The following is a 19,167-nucleotide window of genomic DNA, read 5'->3' on the forward strand; positions in this document are numbered from 1 at the left end:
AGGGAGCAACTCGATGAGCGCGCAGGAGATCCAGGTCCCGGACATCGGCGACTTCACGGATATCCCGGTGATCGAGATCCACGTCGCGGCGGGTGACACCGTCGCGGCCGAGGACCCGTTGGTCACGCTGGAATCGGACAAGGCCACGCTCGATGTACCAACCCCGGTAGCCGGGACGGTGACCGAGCTGCGGGTCGCCCTGGGCGACACCGTGTCTGCAGGCAGCGTGATCGTGGTGATCGACGCCGAGGGCGGCGACGCCGCCCCGGCAGCTTCAGCCCCGGCACCGGCCCAGCAGGTCACCGAGACCGCGGCCGTGTACCCGGCTGCCGCGGCGGCGCCGGTGGCCGCCGCGAACATCGAACGCGGCGACCAGCACGCCGAGGTGCTCGTGCTGGGCGCCGGGCCCGGCGGCTACACCGCAGCGTTTCGGGCTGCCGACCTCGGCAAGCAGGTCGTCATGATCGACAGCCGCGGCCCCCTGGGAGGGGTGTGCCTGAACGTAGGCTGCATCCCATCCAAGGCGCTGCTGCACGCGGCCAAGGTGATCGCCGAGACCAAGGAGATGTCGGGCAACGGGCTGGCCTTCGCCGCGCCGACCGTCGACCTGGACGCGCTGCGCGGCTGGAAACAGAGCGTGGTCGACCGGCTCACCGGTGGGCTGTCCGGCCTGGCCAAGCAGCGCAAGGTCACCACCGTGACCGGCACCGGCAAGTTCACCTCGCCAAACATGGTCGAGGTCACCGCCGACGACGGGTCGACCAGCACGGTCAGCTTCGAGCAGGCCATCATCGCCGCGGGCTCCGAGCCGGTAACGCTGCCGTTCGTCCCGCACGACGATCATCGTGTGATCAACTCTGCCGGCGCGCTGGAGCTGGATGGGATCCCGGAGCGGCTGCTCATCCTGGGCGGCGGGATCATCGGCCTGGAGATGGCGACCGTCTACTACGAGCTGGGCTCAAAGGTGAGCGTGGTGGAGCTGCTGGACCAGCTCATCCCGGGCGCGGACGCGGACCTGATCAAGCCGCTTACCCGGTGGTTGTCCAAGCGCTACCAGGACATCTGGGTGAAGACCAAGGTCACCAACGTGGAGGCCGGACAGGATGGGCTGACCGTTTACTTCGAGGGCGGCAAGGCCCCCGAGTCGGCGGTGTTCGATAAGGTCCTGGTCGCGGTCGGGCGCAAGCCCAACGGGAAGGTGATCGGCGCCGAGGCCGCGGGCGTGCAGGTCGATGAGCGCGGGTTCATCCCGGTGGACAAGCAGCAGCGCACCAACGTGGGCCACGTCTTCGCCATCGGCGACATCGTCGGCCAGCCGATGCTCGCACACAAGGCCACCCACGAGGGCAAGGTCGCCGCTGAGGTCACCGCCGGGCACAACAGCTACTTTGACGCGAGTGTCATCCCCTCGGTGGCCTACACCGATCCCGAGGTGGCTTGGGTCGGCGTCACCGAGAACGAGGCCAAGACGGCCGGCATCAAGTACGGCAAGGCCAACTTCCCGTGGGCGGCCAGCGGCCGTTCGCTGTCGCTGGGCCGCGACGAGGGCATGACCAAGGTGATCTTCGACGAGACCACCGACCGGCTCATCGGCTGCGGCATCGTCGGGCCGAATGCCGGCGACCTGATCGCCGAGGCGGGACTGGCCATCGAGCTGGGCGCAGACGCCGCCGACATCGGGCTGACCATCCACCCGCACCCCACCCTCTCCGAAACCGTGGCGATGGCCGCCGAAGCCTTCGAGGGCACCATCACCGACCTCTACCTGCCCAAGAAGGCGCCGAGATGACGGCCGACGCTGCGGTTGCAGAACCCACCAGCAACGACGGGACCAGCAACGACTTGGCCGGCGAGCACGTGACCGGTGACGAAACGCCCCGCGAACAGGGGACTGGATCGGGAAAGGACATGATGTCCGAAGGACCATACGAACTCATTCCGTCTGCTGACGGCTACACCGTGCGGATCCACGCTCGTGGCTATGCCGTGCTGGGCTCCCCCACCATCAACCGCGGCACCGCGTTCACCCAGGCACAGCGCCGCGAGCTCGGGCTGGTCGGCCTGCTTCCCACCGGTGTGACCACATTGGACGGGCAGTCACGACGCACCTACGCCCAGTACCTGGCGCAGGCGAATGATCTGGGTAAGTGGGTGTATCTGGCGAACCTCCGGGACCGCAACCAGGTGCTGTTCTACCGGCTGCTATGCGAGCACATCTCCGAAATGCTACCGATCGTCTACACCCCCACCGTCGGGCTGGCGATCGAACGGTTCAGCCACGAGTTCCGCCGCCCTCGCGGGGTCTACCTGTCGATCGATCACCCCGAGGACGTCGAGACGGCATTGCGCAACACCGGTATGGGCGCCGAGGACGTCGACCTGCTCGTGGCCACCGACTCCGAGGGCATCCTCGGCATCGGCGACCAGGGCGTGGGCGGCATCGAGATCTCAGTCGGGAAACTCGCCGTGTACACCGCCGCCGCCGGGATCCACCCGCACCGCACCATCCCGGTGGTGCTAGACACCGGCACCGACAACCTCGCCCTGCTCAACGACGAGATGTACCTGGGTGCCCGGCACGCCCGGATCCGTGACCACCGCTACGACGAGCTCATAGACGCCTACGTCACCGCCACCACCAAGCTCTTCCCCCACGCGATGCTGCACTGGGAAGACTTCGGCGCCAGCAACGCGCGCCGCATCCTGAACAAGTACGCAGAGCAGGTCTGCAGTTTCAACGATGACATGCAGGGCACCGCCGCCGTCGTGCTCGCCGCCGCATTTTCCGCCGTCGCCGCCACAGGCACCCGCATGCGCGACCAGCGCGTCGTCATCCACGGCTCCGGCACCGCCGGGCTGGGCATTGCCGACATGATGCGCGACCAGATGGTCCGCGACGGCCTGACCCACGACGAAGCCACTCGCCGGTTTTGGGCGTTGGGCCGCTCCGGGCTGCTGACCGACGACCGCGCGGCCAGCATGTACGACTTCCAGCTTCCCTACGCCCGACCCGCGGCTGAGGTCGCCGGCTGGAACACCGCAAGGCCGGGACGGCCGGTGCTCGCCGAGACCGTCGCCGCAGTTCACCCCACCATGTTGATCGGCACCTCGACCCAGACCGGGGCGTTCACCGAGGACATCGTCCGGGATATGGCCGCCCACACCGACCGACCCATCATCATGCCGTTGTCCAACCCCACGTCACGCTGCGAGGCGCAGCCCGAAGACCTCGTCCGCTGGACCGACGGTCGCGCACTCATCGCCACCGGCAGCCCCTTCCCGCCCGTCCCCCACAACGACCGCACCTACCACATCGCCCAAGCCAACAACGCGCTCGTCTTTCCCGGCCTGGGCCTCGGCGTCACAGTCGCCCGCGCCAGCCGCATCACCGACCGCATGATCGCCGCCGCCGCCGACGCCGTCGCCCGTCTCTCCAACGCCACCACACCCGGAGCACCGCTGCTACCACCGGTGGATAACCTCCGGGCCGTCTCCGCCGCCGTCGCCGTCGCCGTCTCCGCCGCAGCCGTCGACGAAGGACTCGCACAGGTATCCGTCGACAACCCGATCCAAAACGTCCACGAAGCGATGTGGCGGCCCGACTACCCACGCATCGAAATCAAACCCACCTGATCACCCGGGCCGCGCCGCACCGATACGGCGGCGCCGCCGTGCGCCGCAGCAGCGTCTCCGCACCATGGCGGGTGATTCTCTAGTCAAAACCGCTCGGTGGGACTGTCTGAATAACGGTTGATCTGGTCTTGGTCTGACACGCCGGGCGTGAGCTTGGCGGGAAGGACTGATGATGTCCGAAACACTGAAATCCGTGGCGATCGATGTGGATCACAAGCAGCTCGCCGAGCAGTTGCTCGCGCAGGCCAAAGAACAAGGTGTGGAACTGGTAGGTCCGAACGGCCTGCTCAATCAACTGACCAAGAATGTCCTCGAGACCGCGCTAGGTGCCGAGATGACCGAGCACCTCGGCTACGACAAGCATGACTCCGCGGGGCGCGGCAGCGGAAACTCCCGCAATGGCACTCGATCGAAGACGGTGTTCACCGAGATCGGCCAGGTTGAGCTCGACGTGCCGCGGGACACCAACAGCACCTTCGATCCGGTGATCGTCAAGAAGCGGCAACGCAGGTTGACCGGCATCGATGAGATCGTGTTGTCGCTGACGGCCAAGGGTCTGACCACCGGGGAGATCGCGGCGCACTTTGATGACGTCTATGGGGCCACCGTCTCCAAGGACACCATCTCCCGGATTACCGACAAGGTGATTGAGGAGATGGCCGAATGGTGCAACCGGCCGTTGGAATCGGTGTATCCGGTGGTGTTCATCGACGCAATCTTCGTCAAGGTCCGCGATGGCCAGGTCACCAACCGGCCCATCTACGTCGCGATCGGGGTGACCTGCGCCGGGGAGCGCGACATCCTCGGGCTGTGGGCCGGCGACGGTGGCGAGGGTGCGAAGTTCTGGCTCTCAGTGCTCACTGAGATCAAGAACCGCGGCACTGTCGATGTGTGCATCGTGGTCTGTGACGGCCTCAAAGGGCTGCCCGACGCGATCAATACGGTGTGGTCGCGGGCGGTGGTCCAGACGTGCGTGATTCATCTGCTGCGCAATACGTTTCGTTATGCGTCGCGCAAGTATTGGGACCACATCGCCAGGGACATCCGCCCCGTGTACACCGCAGCTACTGAGGCGGCGGCCAAGGAACGCTTCACCGAGTTCACCGAGAAATGGGGTGCTCAGTATCCGGCGATCACCCAACTATGGGAGAACGCCTGGAGCGAGTTCGTGCCGTTCCTGGACTACGACGTCGAGATCCGCCGTGTCATCTGCAGCACCAATGCGATCGAATCACTGAATGCTCGCTATCGGCGGGCGATTCGGGCCCGCGGGCACTTCCCGACCGAACAGGCCGCGATGAAGTGTCTCTACCTGGTGACCCGATCCCTAGACCCCACCGGCCGCGGTAAGGCACGATGGGCAATGAGGTGGAAGCCCGCACTAAATGCGTTCGCGATCACCTTCAACGGCCGGATCACTCCGACTGGCAACTAACCAATGCCAAGATCAGATCCACCGTTTATCTGACAGCCCCCGCTCGGTTCCCACATGCGGCGGTCGAGGGTTGTGGGCGCGATGGGCAACGATAGGCACCAGCGTGGTCGAGGTCCTCGCGGGCTGATGAGCAAGTAGATGCCATCGTCGGGATTGCCCGCCGACGGCCGGAATCCGCCGAAGACGACATGGATCCAGGCGGACGTTTCCCGTGATGATCTTGAGGCCTACTTCCGGGGGCCGACGCCGTCGGATATCTGGCATGGCTTTTCCAACTCACGCACGATGTTGCCGCGGACGCCGGTCCAGGTGAATGCATACCTTGTGACCCTGGCACTATTCGGGAGCGCAGCGCTTCCGCACGGTGTGCGGGCTGCGGCGGATCGCGAGGCATTGACGGCCAGCGTGTGAAGCGTCGGTCTTCAACCCTTAAATGGGGTCGGTGGTTAATGCGTTCAGTGTTCGGGTTATCCCGCGCTCGAGGGCGGCGATGATGCTGGGGCGTAGTTCTGCCGCCGGAATGATTGAGTGGACTGAACCGACCTGGCGGGCCCGTTCCACGTTGTGGACGGCTTCAAATTCTGCTGCTACCTCGCCGAGCTTGTCCGAGCGTACCGTGGCGCGGGTGGCGGCGAGCTTTACTTGCAGGCGGGCGCTTGTGGCGTCGTCCGTGCATGCGGCGAGCTGGGCTTCGAGGTCGCGCACTGCTGGGTCTGCGGCGGTACGTTTGTTCACGTCTCGGGTGAACACCACTGCGGCTGCGGGTGCGCCACCGATGACTGAGGAGAACGATCCCTCGATGGCGAGTACTTCCATGTTCTCGTTGAGCGCTTGGGAGAACACCACGAACGCGCCGCCGTGATAGCGCGAGACCACGACGAACACGATCGGTCCGTCGAAGTTGACGATGGCCCGGCCGATTTCGGCGCCGTACTCGAGTTGGATGTTGCGCAGCGACTCGGGTGAACCGTCGAAGCCTGACAGGTTTGCCAGCACTACGAGGGGTCGGCTTTTGCTTGCGGCGTTGATCGCGCGCGCGGTCTTTTTTGAGGATTGCGGGAACAGGGTGCCTGAAGTCCATTGGTCGGGCCCGTCGGCGGGGACCCAACCCTTGCGCGGGATGACTCGCGACTCGATGCCGATGACGGACACCGGAATGCCGGCGATGTGGGCGTCGAACACCACGGAGGTGTCGGCGTCGGCCATGTCGGCCCACCGCTCCAGTGCTGGATGGTCTTGGTCGATGACCGCACGCATGACCGTGCGAATGTCGAACGGTTTCTTGCGGTCTTTGTTGGTGCTGGCCGAGAAGATGTCGCCGACGGTGGTGAAGTCGCTGCAGGGATGGTCGTGCGGGAAGGCGCGGACGTCGCGGTCGACCGGGTCGGATGTGTCGGCGCGGCGTGGGAAGCGTTCTCCGGCAGCGACATAGGCGTGGTCGTAGTGGGCGAACAGTATGTCGCAGGCGGCCTGAAGGTTCGGCGCCCAGTACTGGGCCTGCCCGTTGGGTCCCATCACGCGGTCATAGCCGCCGATGCCGAAGTTGTCCTCGGCCGAGACCCCGCCGGAGTAATCGAGGGATTGCTTGCCGGTGAGGACCATCGCGCTGTCGGGTGTCATCACCAGAATGCCTTTGGTGTGCATCAGCATCGTGGCTTCGGCATTCCAATACGGCTGCGCGCCGACGTTGATTCCGGCGACGATGACGTTGATCTCACCGCCGTTCTGGGTGAAGGTGATAATTCGCCGCAGCGCACGCGATACCCAGTCCATGTTCTCGGTGCCGCTGTCCATCGAAATGGTGGCGCCGGAGGACAAGGCGAACCACTCGACGGGCACCGACAGCTTCTCGGCGAGATCGAGCGCGGCAACCACCCGGGCGCATTCGGCTTCGGCCACCGTGCCCAGCGCTTTGGTCGGGTCACCGAACAACGCGACGCGTGTCATTCCCTCGGGGTGGCGCGGCGTTGGTCGCGACACCGTGCCGACGATGAGCCCGGCGGTGTTGCGTCCGTATGGACGGTCCACCGGTCCAAATTCGCCCGATTCGTCGAGGTCATATTCGACGAACCGGCCTTCGGGGCCGGTGAGACCGGGGATCAGTTCGTAGGGGTAGACCACGCCGCGGGCCTGGGAACGCTGCACCTTCTGCGCGTATCCGTCGAGCGGGCGCAACGGATCGGTCGGCGGCGCGGTCACATTCGCGACGATCCCGGCGCCGGGGCTGGAGGAGAAGCGGATCGCCACTCGCCGCGGCTGTGACGTCTCATCGTCGTTGATGCTGGCCAGGATGGTGATGTCTTCCAGCCCGGCATTGACCGCCAGCGGTGCCAGGCGTTGGGCGATCGCGGGGAAACGGTTTGCGGGGATGTCGAGCACCGGCCATACGTAAAGCGCGACGCGGTTGTTGTCGAGCCGCTTGCTGCCGCGCTGGGCCTGCACCCGGCGTATGCCGTCCAGACACGCGGCCAGGGTGCGCTCGATGGCCGGGATCCCGATTATCTGGCCGGCTTCGTCTCGATGGGGGGTCACGTCACGAACCTCGGCCAGCGCGATGAGGCGCTCATCGGACGGATTCTCCTTGGCCGTCACGTGGAAGAGGTAGGTGCCTGCCGCGGCGGGCAACCGAGTGCCGTTGAAGTTCTTCAGCCGCCACAAATCCAGGCGTTGCCCGGTGAGCGGATGCATGTCGCGGATCGTCGGGTCCTCGGCCATGCCACCTTCTGGGGCCGGGCGGAATGTCACCTGATGCAGGTCGCGGCCGACCACCGTCACGCTCACCCGGCGCCAACCGGTCGCGCTGGGATGCTCGGCAAGAACATCGCGTAACTCAGCGGAGAGTCGGTCGCTGTCGGTGGGCGCGTTCGGCCAGGACAGATAGATGTCGGCAACCAGGTTGTCCCCCTTGGGTCCGGCGATCGCGTCGACGGCGCGCAGCGTTGCCGACAACCGCTCGCGATCGGTCACAGTGGAAACCAGATGCAGCCGCTGTCCGGCCAATTCGTAACTGCCGGTGACGAACTGGCCACCGGCCTGTTCGACGACCTGGACGTTTTCGAGCGCGCGGATCTCGTAGTACTGACGCGTGACGACCTCCAGCAGCGGGCCGGGATCAGAAATGCGTTGCGCCAGAAGATCGATCAACAGCGCCGGCGTCGCGACCAGGGCATCGATGCGCCCCGCGTAGTCCGGCGCGTCCGGATTGTCGGCGAGATACTGCAGGGCGTCGCGCACGCCGTCGTGAATCTGCTCGCGCGCCGTGCGGATCTGCGGCTCGTCGAACAAACGGAACCGCAGATTACGGGCGACGTCGCCGATAACCGGATAGCGCACCTGCGTCGCGATGATCAGGCGCTCCAGCACCTCACCGACCGCACTGGTCGAAGCCGGTGAGACGTCGTCGGCGCTAAGCCAGCGCCCCAGCAGCGCGGTGATCACCGCAACCTGGTTCTCCATCCGCTGCAACGCCAGGAACAGCCGGTAGACCGCGTCTTCCAACTCCGGTCCGGGGTCCAGCGCCTCGACGTCGTAATCACCCAACGCGCGCACGATCTTGATCCGAAACGACTCTGGCAGCCCCTCCACGTCGGCGTCGAGCGAATGCAGGAACGAATGGAAGTGCTCGCGGGGGCTGTGGACGCGCTCGTCGGTGTCCTCTTCGTCCAGAGTGGGCCGGTTGCGCGAAATCTCGCAGATATCGGCGAAGGTGTCCAGCAGTCCGAGTTCGGCCTGGACCAATTCCGGGTCATCGAAGGGCAGGCTGCCACGAAGGGCCTGATACTCGGCGAGCAGCAGGCGGGCGCGGTCCCCGCTCATGTCATAGCCCAGGATCGACGCGCGCAGTTCCCCCAGCCGCGCCAGAGCCTCAGCACGCGGGTTGGTGTCCTCGATTCTGGGCTGGCTACGGAACCGAACCCGGGGCGCGGCCTGAGCCGCCGCGCTCTCACCGGCCTGATCGAAGCGCAGCAATGCCGCACCCGCATCGACCTGATTGTTGACCGTAGCCAAGATCTCACGAACGCGTCCCGCGGCCGGTGCCCGCAGCGCGGTTTCCATCTTCATGCTCTCCAAGACCACCAGCGTGGCACCGGCCTCAACGTCATCGCCCACCGCCACCGGCATGGCCACCACCACCGCCGGAGACCCGGCACGCACCAGACCCGCCTCGTCCTGGCTGATCCGGTGGCTCACGCCGTCCACCTCAACCAGGAACCCGGTCGGGCCCGCGACCGCGACAAGGTGGAAACGCTGATCGCCAAGACTGAGGCGACTCTCGAATTCGCCGAGCCGTTCGACCTCCACGACAAGACCGCCGCCGTCACCGGCCACCCGGTAGGCGTGGGGACCGATCTGTCCGACGGTCAACTGGTAGGCCTGACCCTGATAGTTGAGCTCAACCTTCTGGCCGATGGCATGGCTGGCCCGCGGTCGACCACCCCGTGCCGAGGCCAAGAAACCGCCACGTTCGCGGCTCTCCTCGGCTTCATAGGCCTCGACCGCGGCCGCGATGAGCGCGATGTCGGCCACCGGCGTCGGCCCGCTCGCCGTCCCAGCACCGGTGCGGTCCAGCCAGCCGGTGTCGGCCGAGGCAGAAATGACCTCATCGCGGTCGAGGAGCTCAACCAGGAACGACTTGTTGGTCGTGCCGCCGTCGATGACCACAGTGGTCTCGCGCAGGGCGGTGCGCAGCCGCGCCATCGCTTCGTTCCGGTCGCGACCCCAGGCGATGATCTTGGCCACCATCGAGTCATAATCAGGGGGAATCACATCACCTTGCGCAACGCCCGTATCCACCCGAATACCCGAACCGAGCGGGAACTTCAACAGCCGCACCGTGCCCGGGGCCGGCGCAAACCCGTTATCAGCATCCTCGGCGTTGAGCCGGGCCTCCACCGCATGGCCGAACTCAGCCGGACACTCCCCGACCAGCGAACCGCCGCCAGCGACGAAGATCTGCAGCTTGACCAGATCAATACCCGTGGTCACTTCGGTGATCGGATGCTCAACCTGCAACCGGGTATTGACCTCGAGGAACGTGAAGGATTTCTGATCCGGCTGGTACAGATATTCCACCGTGCCAGCACCACGGTATCCAGCAGTGCGGACCAGTTCAGCCGACACCCTACGCAGCTGATCGGCCTGCTCCCTGGTCAACAGCGGAGAGGCCGACTCCTCGATCACCTTCTGGTTCCGGCGTTGAATAGAGCAGTCACGCACTCCAGGAGCCCACACATTGCCGTAGTTGTCGGCGATGACCTGAACCTCGACATGGCGGGCATCGGTGACCAGGCGCTCGAGGAACACCACCGGGTCGCCGAACGAGCGCTCAGCCTCACCCTGCGTGCGCTCCAGCGCCACTTCGAGTTCCTCAGGGGAGAACACCTTACGGATGCCGCGCCCGCCGCCACCACTACGGGCCTTGACGATCAGCGGATAACCGATGCCCTCGGCATGCCGGCGGGCCTCCTCACAGGTCCCGACCGGGCCACCGCTCCACGGAGCCAGCGGAACACCCACCTTCTCAGCCAACAACTTGGCCTCGACCTTATCGCCCAACGTCCGCATCGCCGCAGGACCCGGCCCGATAAACGTAAGATTCAACCGCACACACAGCTCTGCGAACGCAATGTCTTCAGCAACAAAACCCCAACCCACCCACACCGCATCGGCCCTGGACTCCACCAGAACGCGCTCCAGCGCGCCGTGATCGAGATAAGCAATGCCCGCCGACACGCTGCGCAACATCACGCCTTCGTCAGCCTGACGGACAAACATCGCCCGACGCTCCGCCTCGGTATACAAAGCGATCGTCGATATACCGCAGCCATACTCGGCATTCAATTCACGCACCGCACGAATCAGGCGGACCGCAGCCTCACCCCGATTAACCACCGCGATACGTTTGGGAAAACTGACAGTCGACAGGTCGGACACTCGCTCAGTGTATGAGTGATGCGTGGGGCCACGGATGGAATCGGCGGCGCCACTATCGACAAATATCGACGTTCAGGCAGGTCGCGAGCCGCACTTGTTTTAGCGTGACGCCGAGGTGGGTTTGGATGGCTGCGTTTTCTGCGCCGGCTAGAGATGACAGCGTTCAACGAGGCTACTGAGCTCCGTTGACATTCGGTCGGGAAGCTGCAGCGGTGCAAAATGGGTGGCGGGGAGTTCGACGTATCGACTTTGTGGTGTCTGCGCGCTGGCAGCACGCATTCGTTCGGCCGATGTGATCGAGTCCCACGTGCCGGCGAGATAGGTGACCGGCATGTCGATCGCGCTCAGGTCCATTGGAGGATGGTCGCCGACCGCGCGGGCGAGGCGGGAGTACCAGGGCCAATCGTGATCAGCGAATCGTCGCAGTACTCGGACCAGAGTTTGTCCGTGGATAATGTCGAGCCCGAATGTACCCACTCCCCGCGGGTCGAACCCACGCTCAGGCGAACCGGGCAATCCGTCGCCCAGCCGATTGAGCACCGGCCCGAGGTAACGCATCAGATGTGCTCCCACCCGTCCGGCCCGCGGGCGCAGGAATCGTGGCAGAGGGTGGAGCAAGGCTTCGAAGGTTCCTCCCGGGACGCCGCCGACGGCAAGCACGCCGGCGATCCGGCGTTGATCGCGCAGCGCGGCCTCAAAGGCGATGTTGACGCCGGCCGACCAGCCGATGACCACGGCTCGATCGATGCCGTACGAGTCCATCACCGCGAAAAGATCATCGGTGTGGTCGGCGATGGTGATCCGTGATTCGTCAGACGGGCGGTCCGATCCGCCGAGACCGCGATGGTCCCATGTCACAACTTGATAGGTTTCGGTCTGCCGGTTGATCGTCGGCCAGGCGTCGTGTGGCGTGCCAAGCCCGTTGGAGATCACCACCGGAACCCCGTGGCCTTCATTGCTCCACGACCGCAGACGGGTCTCATCAACAGATGTGACCGGTCGGTACCCCAACGCATCCCCCGCCTGCTGGCGTCTTATCTATGTCGTCGATAGTAATTGGTTGGGGGGCGCGCCGGCAGGACTGTCGCTTTTCGGTGGAGACAGTTGGCGACCAGCACCTCCGAGGAAGTTCAACGGGTAGCCCCATAGGTCGGTGCCTGCACGCCCAGTGCGTCCCTTTTCGATGACCTCAACGCCCTCCGTAGTCGCGGACACGACCCGAAGGCGTTCCGCGAATGCCCGGATAGCACCGAATCGTCGTGAAATGGGTCCGGTCACTGCCGGGGCGTGCGGCGGCGTGGACGCCCAGCCCGACGGGGTTCGGTGTTTCGATGTGGGTGAACCCTCCCCCACCGCATACTGATTAGCCAGCAGGGTATTCCTTCTGCTACCCGAACCCGTTCGAACCCAAGGATGCCCATGACATCGTCAGATGCGCCCGCACGCTCGACTTCGCGTTCAGTCCAGGATTTGATTGGGATCGCTGAGAATGTAACGTTGTCGGCCGATCCGGCCGCCCTATTGCGTGAGTTGCTGGCTGCCGCGGGGATGACGCTGAGGAATCCGGCCGGGGTCATCGCCGCCAACACGCGTCTGTTCTGGGGTTATGCGGGGGCGTTTCGAGCTGCCGGCGAACGCGTGATCGGCCGTGACAATCCTGGTCCCATCGCGGTCGCCCGTGGCGACAAACGGTTCGCCGATCCGGCGTATCAGGAGAATCCGGCGTACTTTTTGCTGGCTCAGCAGTATTTGTTGTTCAGCCGGCTTGTCGACGAACTCCTCGACACCGCCGGAGTGAGTGGATCGCGGGGAGCGAAGGCGCGCTTTGCCGCCAAGTTTCTTGTTGATGCGCTTGCACCGACGAACACCTTTGCCGGCAACCCCGCGGCTATCCGCAAGGCGTTCGACACGGGCGGCAAGAGCATCGTCAGGGGCCTCCAGAACTGGGTGCATGATGTTCGCCACAACGGTGGATGGCCGTCGCAAGTCGACAGCTCCGGATTCGAAGTCGGCGTCAACATGGCTGCCACGCCGGGAAGCGTGGTCTACCGCAGCGACCTCATCGAGTTAATCCAGTACTCGCCGCAGACTCCGGATACCTACGCGGTGCCGTTGCTGTTTTGCCCGCCCTGGATCAACAAGTTCTACATCATGGACCTGGCACCGGGGAAAAAGTCTTATCGAGTGGGCCGTTCAACACGGACATACGTGTTTTGCGATCAGTTACCGCAATCCGGATAAATCGATGAGCGAGCTCGGATTCCGCGACTACCTGTTCCAAGGACCGCTGGACGCCGTGCGAGTCGTTCGTGACATCACCGGTGCACCCAGGGTGAACACGGTCTCGGTGTGCCTGGGTGGAACACTGACCGCACTTGGGCTGGCCCACAACGCGGCACGAAGCGACGACTCCATCAACTCCGCGACGTTCCTCAATACGCATACCGATTTCACCGAGCCGGGCCTGCTCGGCACGTTCACCGATGAGGCAACGGTCGCGGGACTTGAGAAGCAGATGCAGAAGAAAGGTTTCCTTGACGCCGCGGATATGGCCCGGACCTTTAGTGCGTTGCGGTCAAACGACCTGGTCTTCCAATACGTGGCGAACAATTGGCTGCAGGGAAACAAACCACCATCGTTCGACCTGCTGGCCTGGAATGAGGACTCAACCCGGATGCCGGCCCGGATGCATTCGGAGTATCTGCGCTCATGCTATCTGCGCAACGAATTTGCCCGAGGCGAATTCGAAATCGACGGCAATCATCTCGACCCGAGCCTTGTCGACATCGACACCTACGTGTTGGCCGCTGTGGACGACCACATAGTGCCGTGGACATCGGGCTACAAGACCACCCAGCTCCTCGGTGGCAAAAGCAGGTTTGTGCTGAGTTCGTCCGGCCATATCGCCGGCATCGTCAATCCTCCCAATCCCAAGGCCAAGCACTGGGTGAACGACAGTCTTCCCGCCAACCCGCATGAATGGAAAGCGAACGCGGAATTAGTGGACGCCACCTGGTGGCAGGACTGGACCGCATGGATCGCCGAACGGGGCGGGGAAATGATTCCCGCGCCGGATCACCCGGGCAACGACGCCTATCCGCCTATCGAGAAAGCCCCAGGCACTTATGTCCGGGCCACCGCATGACCCACTCGTCGGAGATCGTCGACTCAGACACATCCGTCGTTTCGTTTGGCGGTCTGCGCATTGCGGCCCGCACCACCGGATCGGGTGCTCCGGTGTTGTTGCTCAACGGCATGTCCCGACCAATGGACAGCTGGGCGTCTTTCGCCGGCGCGCTTCGAGACAGAACTGTCATTGCGTTCGATGCTCCCGGCGTCGGGGCGAGCGACACCCCGGTCGTTCCATACTCGATGCCGATGTTGTCGGATGTCGCTGCACGGGTCCTCGATGCAGTCGGCATCGAGAAAGCGGATGTCGTCGGGTACTCCCACGGCGGCGCAGTCGCCCAGCAGTTCGCGGTCGGCCACCCCACCCGCGTGAACCGACTTGTGCTGCTTGCGACCGCTTGTGGGGTCGGCTCGATTCCAGGGCGCCCCAGCGATGTCACCCAAATACTGCTGACGCCGAATCGCGGGACACGGTGGCCGCGACCAGATCCGTTGGGCTTGCTCTGGCAGATTCTGGCCATCTCGACCTGGTCCAGCATCCCCGTTCTCGGCTGTATCGATGCGCCCACCCTCGTGGTCTGTGGCGGCTACGACAGGGCAGTCCCGCCGGCGAACAGCAGGCTGTTGGCGGCGCGCATCCCCGATGCCCGCCTCATCACTATCGAGGACGGACACGATCTGCAAAAGCCCCGTTCGGCGGCCATCGTGGCCCATCTGGTGGATCAGTTTCTCGCTTCAGAAATTTCGACTCCGAACACGAAATACCGGCGGTCCGCTTGACAACACCCTAAGGGGCGAACGCCAGCCGAAAGCGGGCTGTTATCCGAACGCAACGGCCATATTCGCCCCGCCGGGCATGCTGAGCTCTGGCTCGGGACCCGCTGCCGACTCGCCGGTTGGTGCCGCCTGGTCGTCGGGCGCGATGACCGCGGGATCGACCCGCATCACCGCGTAGCCGGCAACTGCGCCGGCACCGAAACCGGGGGCGAAAACCCGGGTCGGCCTGGTGATCACTTGGTCGCGGACCGCGTCGTGGATTGCTAGCGGAATGCTGGCCGAGGAGGCGTTCCCAACCCGCTCGATGTTGAAATACAGCTGTTCCGGGGAAAGACCGGCGGCCTTCGCCAAGTCGATCACCATGGTCTTGTTGGCCTGGTGCGGGATGATCAGTTCGATGCTGGCCAGCAGCGACTCTGCGACCCCATCCGGGTCGGGCAGGGCCCTGATGTCGTCGAGCATCTGCGTCAGGTAGCGCCCGGCCAGCGCCTTGACCTCGGGGCCGAAAACCGTGATGTTGTTGGCGAATGCTGGGTTGGGCCACAGGATCGAGTTGACCTGGCTGGTCGGACCGCTGGCATAGGTCTGCATGTACTCGATATCGGGGGGCGAACCCTCAGGCGCAGGACCGACGACAATGGCGGCCGCACCGTCGCCGAAGATCATTCGGGATGGCCGGACGTTTCCGATCTTGTTGGAGAACTTTTCCGCGCACACCACGAGCACCGGCCGCCGAACTAGTTGGAGGATTCTCGCGGCCTCGGACAGCCCGTAGCTGAGGCCGGCGCACGCGGCGACGAGGTCAAACGAGCAATGTGTCTGCTGGATGCCCAACTGGCCGGAGAGCCAGGCCGCGACCGACGGTATCAGTCGATCGCTGGTGCAGGTGCATACCAACACCGCCCCGATCTGGTCTGGACCCACGTGAGCGTGAGCCAGCGCCGACCGGGCGGCCCGCAACGAAAGGTTCTCGAGGGTGTCGCAGGTGTAACGACGCGCCTCGATGCCGGTCTTGGCACTGATCTCGTCTGCTGACATGGGCGACCAGTTGTAGGCGCTGTTACGGATGAGGTCCTCGTTGGTGCACACAACTTCGCCGTGCACTGCGGCGATGGCCTCGATGCGAGGTTGCACTGCCAAGTCCTTGCGCACGTTGAGGGCGGGGTAAGGCCGAATGGGCTCGAACACCTCGGGGGCGGCCGAAACAGAAACAGTCTTCTTCGGGGCGTGCCCGGAGGCAACGCGGGACAGAAACAGGTGGACATCAAGATCACGCGGATGAAAGACCACCACGTAGTCGTCGTCTCGCAATTCTTTGACCGCGGTCAGGGCGGCGTCGCTACGCGACCATGGATACTGATTGTGTAAGACCATTGACCAGCGGCGTAGCGCTTCGAGCTCGGCCACATCCTCGTTGCAGTCGATGATCTCGGCGTAGCTGTACCGGCGGAAGTCGGGGTCATACCGATTCAGCCGCAGAGTTTGATTATTGGGGTCAGACAGCAATTCGGTGACAGTGGGTACGACGGCCGACAGCTTGGTCGCATGGTTCCTACGATGGCCGAACACGTCGAAAAGGATTTCGAAGATGCTGTCTTCGACCTCGGCGTCCCACTGCGCCGCAAGACCGGGATAGGCAGACTGCACCGCGGTCGCCTTTGTTTCGCGATCTTCCCACGGCGTCTGGATGGGTATGAAGATGTCGTCGCGGCTACGCGGCACGTCGGCCCAGCGAGTTGGCTGGACGTCGTACATTGTCATTTTGAAGCGGTTGGCCCAGAAGAGGTTGAGCGCCATGTCTCGCATCAGCTCGAACTTGGTTTGGTAGGCGCCGGTCTTGATCCGCTCAAGGATGTCGGTCCCGGTCGGCGCTTTGGAATCGAAGTCCCGCCGGACGACGGCCTCGAGCTGCTCGAGGCTTTCGAAGGTGGAGAAGTCGAGATCGGGAAAGCAATTGGCCGGAAAGACGATGTTGCCATGCTTGTTCAGTTCAAAAGACTGCATTGCCGATCACCTTTCGAAGATTCGTTGCGAGATTGAATTGAAGCGAGACGATGAGGGAGCCGAACGCACGTCACATGTCCAGACCGCCGTTTACCCCCCAAACCTGCCCAGTGATGTAGCTCGAGGCATCCGCAGCCAGGAAATGCACCACCCGTGCGACCTCCCAGGGCTGGGCCAGCCGGCGCATCGGGATGCTGCCCTTGATGCGGTCGAGGACCTTCTCGGGGATGGCCTCGACCATTTCCGTCGACACGTACCCGGGTGTGATCGCGTTGACCGTGACGCCGATACCGTCTTCAGTCAACTTGCCCGCGCGCCCCATCTGGAAACACGCCTCGCGCGCGAGTGTCTTCGTCAGGCCGAACAACCCGGCCTTGGAAGCCGCATAGTTCGCCTGACCGATGGCCCCCGTCTCACCGATCACAGAGGAGACCATGACGATTCGGCCGCTGCCGCGCTCGAGCATGTGTGCCAACGCGGCCTGGGCGAGAAAGAACGCCCCGGACAGATTGACTCCGATGACCTTGTTCCATTCGTCTTCGGTCATCTTGGCCACCGTCTTGTCAATCGTGATGCCGGCGTTGTTGATCAGGATGTCCAGGCGGCCGTGCTGGTTGATGACCTCCTGGATTGTTCGCCGGCAGTCGTCCCCGCAGGCGACATCGCCCTGATGGACGCTGACCTCGGCGCCGTCGCCGGCTGCCGACAACTCGGCGAGGAACTTCTGAGCCTGCTCACTGTTCCGCCCGAACCCCGCAGCTACTGTTGCGCCCTGACTGGCCAGGCTCTTACTGATCGCCGCACCGATTCCCCGGGTACCGCCGGTCACGAAAGCGACGCGCCCGCGAAGCTTTGTCCCGCGAGCTTCCGCCAACCGGAACTCGCCGGCCTCCTCAATGGTCGTCGTGGCCGTCATGATGTTCCCCTTGCCGTCGCTCGATCAATCAATGGCCAGTCTTGTCGACAGAAGGCTTTCGCCACTGCCGATTGACAAGAGTGCTCATGAATAAGCATCCGGTACTGGAACTGCCCTTGAACTCACCTCGGTTCGATCAGCGCTTTCAACGACGACAGCAGCCCCGCGCGTCCAACACGGCGCCCGACACTGCCAACACGCCACGCATCACGACATCGCATCGCCCGCGAACGTTGCCAGCTAACGCTGTCGCCGCAAGGGAGTCGCAGACGTCGACTTGTGCGTCCGGGGCCGCTACCGGGCGACCCCAAAGGCGCCCGCCGACAAGCAACGTCACGACCCAGCCGGCGTGCTCGCTCCATCAACGATAGGCGGTCCGGTCGAAGGCGAATGGAGCCCGTAGCCCTGTTGAATGGCCGAGTCCCTGGCGATCGCCGCAATGGCGGTCCGCCGGCCCTCGCTTCCGGGATGCGACCCCTCCGGCGGCCCCGAGGCGCAACGGGCAGCTGGCGATCCTGGTTGCCGTCAGGCCCCTGTGTGTCGAATAGTTCATCCAGTGCCGCTTTACGAGCTCCAGCCAACTCCCTATTCCCGTCGAGCGTCGTCGATCTCATCCAGCGTGAGGCGATATGCCTCCTAGGGCGTCCATCGGACCGCCGACAGCGCACGACGACGCGTCCGGCGCCGAGCGGCCGTGCAAGCCGGTTCAGTCGGGGGCGCGGAACAGCCCGGCGAACTCCTCTGGCAGCGGTACGGCGCGGCGCGTGTCCGGATCAACGGTGACAACGGTGACTACTCCGTCGGCGACAACGGTGCCGTCGCTCCTCTCGATCTGCTGTGCCAGGGCGAAGCTGCTATGGCCACGCCGCTGCGGCGAGGTGACGATCCGCAGCCGATCGCCCTGGTGGCAGGGCTGGCGGTAGTCAAGGTTGACGTTCACCACCACCGTGATCACCCTCAGCTCCTCGAGGCGGTCGTAACCGAAGCCGTGAGACTCGTACCACTCCTCGCGACCCCATTCCAGATACTCGACGAACTTGGCGTTGTTGAGGTGGCCGTTGACGTCGATTTCGGTGCAGCGCACCACCGTTTCCACAGCCACCGCCTCGGTGGTCTGCGTTGTCTTATTCTCCACGTTGAACATGGTGTCAGCTGCTCTGGACGAAGATGCGCCTTCGAAGAATGATGGATGCCCGTTTGGTGCTCCACGCCAGGTCAGCTCTTTGAAACGGGCCGCCGAGCCCTCTGAGGCTCCAGCAACAGATGCGGCGCAGGTTGAACGCCGTTGGCTGCGGGGAGGAACCCATGCGCGTTCAGTTCTACCCACTCGCCTGGGTTA

The 19,167-nt window shown here is 64.3% G+C and carries 11 protein-coding genes; 6 read left to right on the forward strand and 5 right to left on the reverse strand.

What is annotated here, in order from left to right:
- Window positions 1–13: 13 nt before the first annotated feature.
- The 3 genes from lpdA (at window position 14) to ACVWWN_RS24360 (ending at window position 5,068) form a co-directional block, all read left to right on the forward strand.
- On the forward strand, window positions 14–1,789 hold the full coding sequence (gene lpdA / locus ACVWWN_RS24350) for a dihydrolipoyl dehydrogenase (RefSeq protein ID WP_457146141.1): 1,776 nt from the start codon (window positions 14–16) through the stop codon (window positions 1,787–1,789).
- Window positions 1,786–3,633 carry an NAD-dependent malic enzyme gene (locus ACVWWN_RS24355; protein WP_457146142.1) on the forward strand — a complete coding sequence of 616 codons (1,848 nt, stop codon included), beginning with the start codon at window positions 1,786–1,788 and terminating at the stop codon, window positions 3,631–3,633. The genes lpdA and ACVWWN_RS24355 overlap by 4 nt, the downstream gene beginning before the upstream one ends.
- Window positions 3,634–3,805: 172 nt before the next feature.
- On the forward strand, window positions 3,806–5,068 hold the full coding sequence (locus tag ACVWWN_RS24360) for an IS256 family transposase (RefSeq protein WP_457145238.1): 1,263 nt from the start codon (window positions 3,806–3,808) through the stop codon (window positions 5,066–5,068).
- A 429-nt stretch (window positions 5,069–5,497) separates the two neighbouring features.
- On the opposite strand, the gene ACVWWN_RS24365 is transcribed toward ACVWWN_RS24360, so the two are convergent.
- Together ACVWWN_RS24365 and ACVWWN_RS24370 are read right to left on the reverse strand one after the other, a co-directional pair.
- The gene (locus tag ACVWWN_RS24365) at window positions 5,498–11,002 is read right to left on the reverse strand and encodes an ATP-binding protein (protein WP_457146143.1); all 5,505 of its coding nucleotides are present in this window, start codon (window positions 11,000–11,002) and stop codon (window positions 5,498–5,500) included.
- Between the two features lie 147 nt (window positions 11,003–11,149).
- The gene (locus ACVWWN_RS24370) at window positions 11,150–11,938 is read right to left on the reverse strand and encodes an alpha/beta fold hydrolase (RefSeq protein WP_457146144.1); all 789 of its coding nucleotides are present in this window, start codon (window positions 11,936–11,938) and stop codon (window positions 11,150–11,152) included.
- Window positions 11,939–12,421: 483 nt separating this feature from the next.
- On the opposite strand from ACVWWN_RS24370, the gene ACVWWN_RS24375 reads away from it, so the two are divergent.
- Genes ACVWWN_RS24375 through ACVWWN_RS24385 form a run of 3 tightly spaced genes read left to right on the forward strand, consistent with a single transcriptional unit; the run spans window position 12,422 to window position 14,911 of the window.
- Complete coding sequence (locus tag ACVWWN_RS24375; RefSeq protein ID WP_457146145.1) at window positions 12,422–13,243, forward strand: hypothetical protein; 822 nt, start codon at window positions 12,422–12,424, stop codon at window positions 13,241–13,243.
- A complete protein-coding gene (locus ACVWWN_RS24380) occupies window positions 13,182–14,147 on the forward strand; it encodes a PHA/PHB synthase family protein (protein WP_457149257.1) in 966 nt (321 codons plus the stop codon). Before ACVWWN_RS24375 ends, ACVWWN_RS24380 begins: the two co-directional genes overlap by 62 nt.
- Window positions 14,144–14,911, forward strand: coding sequence for an alpha/beta fold hydrolase (locus ACVWWN_RS24385; RefSeq protein ID WP_457146146.1), 768 nt, complete (start codon window positions 14,144–14,146; stop codon window positions 14,909–14,911). The genes ACVWWN_RS24380 and ACVWWN_RS24385 overlap by 4 nt, the downstream gene beginning before the upstream one ends.
- Window positions 14,912–14,950: 39 nt before the next feature.
- Here the strand turns inward: ACVWWN_RS24385 and ACVWWN_RS24390 are convergent, their stop codons facing one another.
- The 3 genes from ACVWWN_RS24390 to ACVWWN_RS24400 all read right to left on the reverse strand — a co-directional run bounded on the left by ACVWWN_RS24390 (window position 14,951) and on the right by ACVWWN_RS24400 (window position 18,963).
- Window positions 14,951–16,912 carry a 3-oxoacyl-ACP synthase III family protein gene (locus ACVWWN_RS24390; RefSeq protein WP_457146147.1) on the reverse strand — a complete coding sequence of 654 codons (1,962 nt, stop codon included), beginning with the start codon at window positions 16,910–16,912 and terminating at the stop codon, window positions 14,951–14,953.
- 70 nt (window positions 16,913–16,982) lie between these two features.
- A complete protein-coding gene (gene fabG / locus ACVWWN_RS24395; RefSeq protein ID WP_457146148.1) occupies window positions 16,983–17,828 on the reverse strand; it encodes a 3-oxoacyl-ACP reductase FabG in 846 nt (281 codons plus the stop codon).
- A 706-nt stretch (window positions 17,829–18,534) separates the two neighbouring features.
- Window positions 18,535–18,963: an acyl-CoA thioesterase gene (locus tag ACVWWN_RS24400; RefSeq protein WP_457146149.1), complete on the reverse strand. Its 429-nt coding sequence runs from the start codon at window positions 18,961–18,963 to the stop codon at window positions 18,535–18,537.
- Window positions 18,964–19,167: the final 204 nt, after the last annotated feature.

The organism is Mycobacterium sp. URHB0021, from assembly GCF_054057895.1.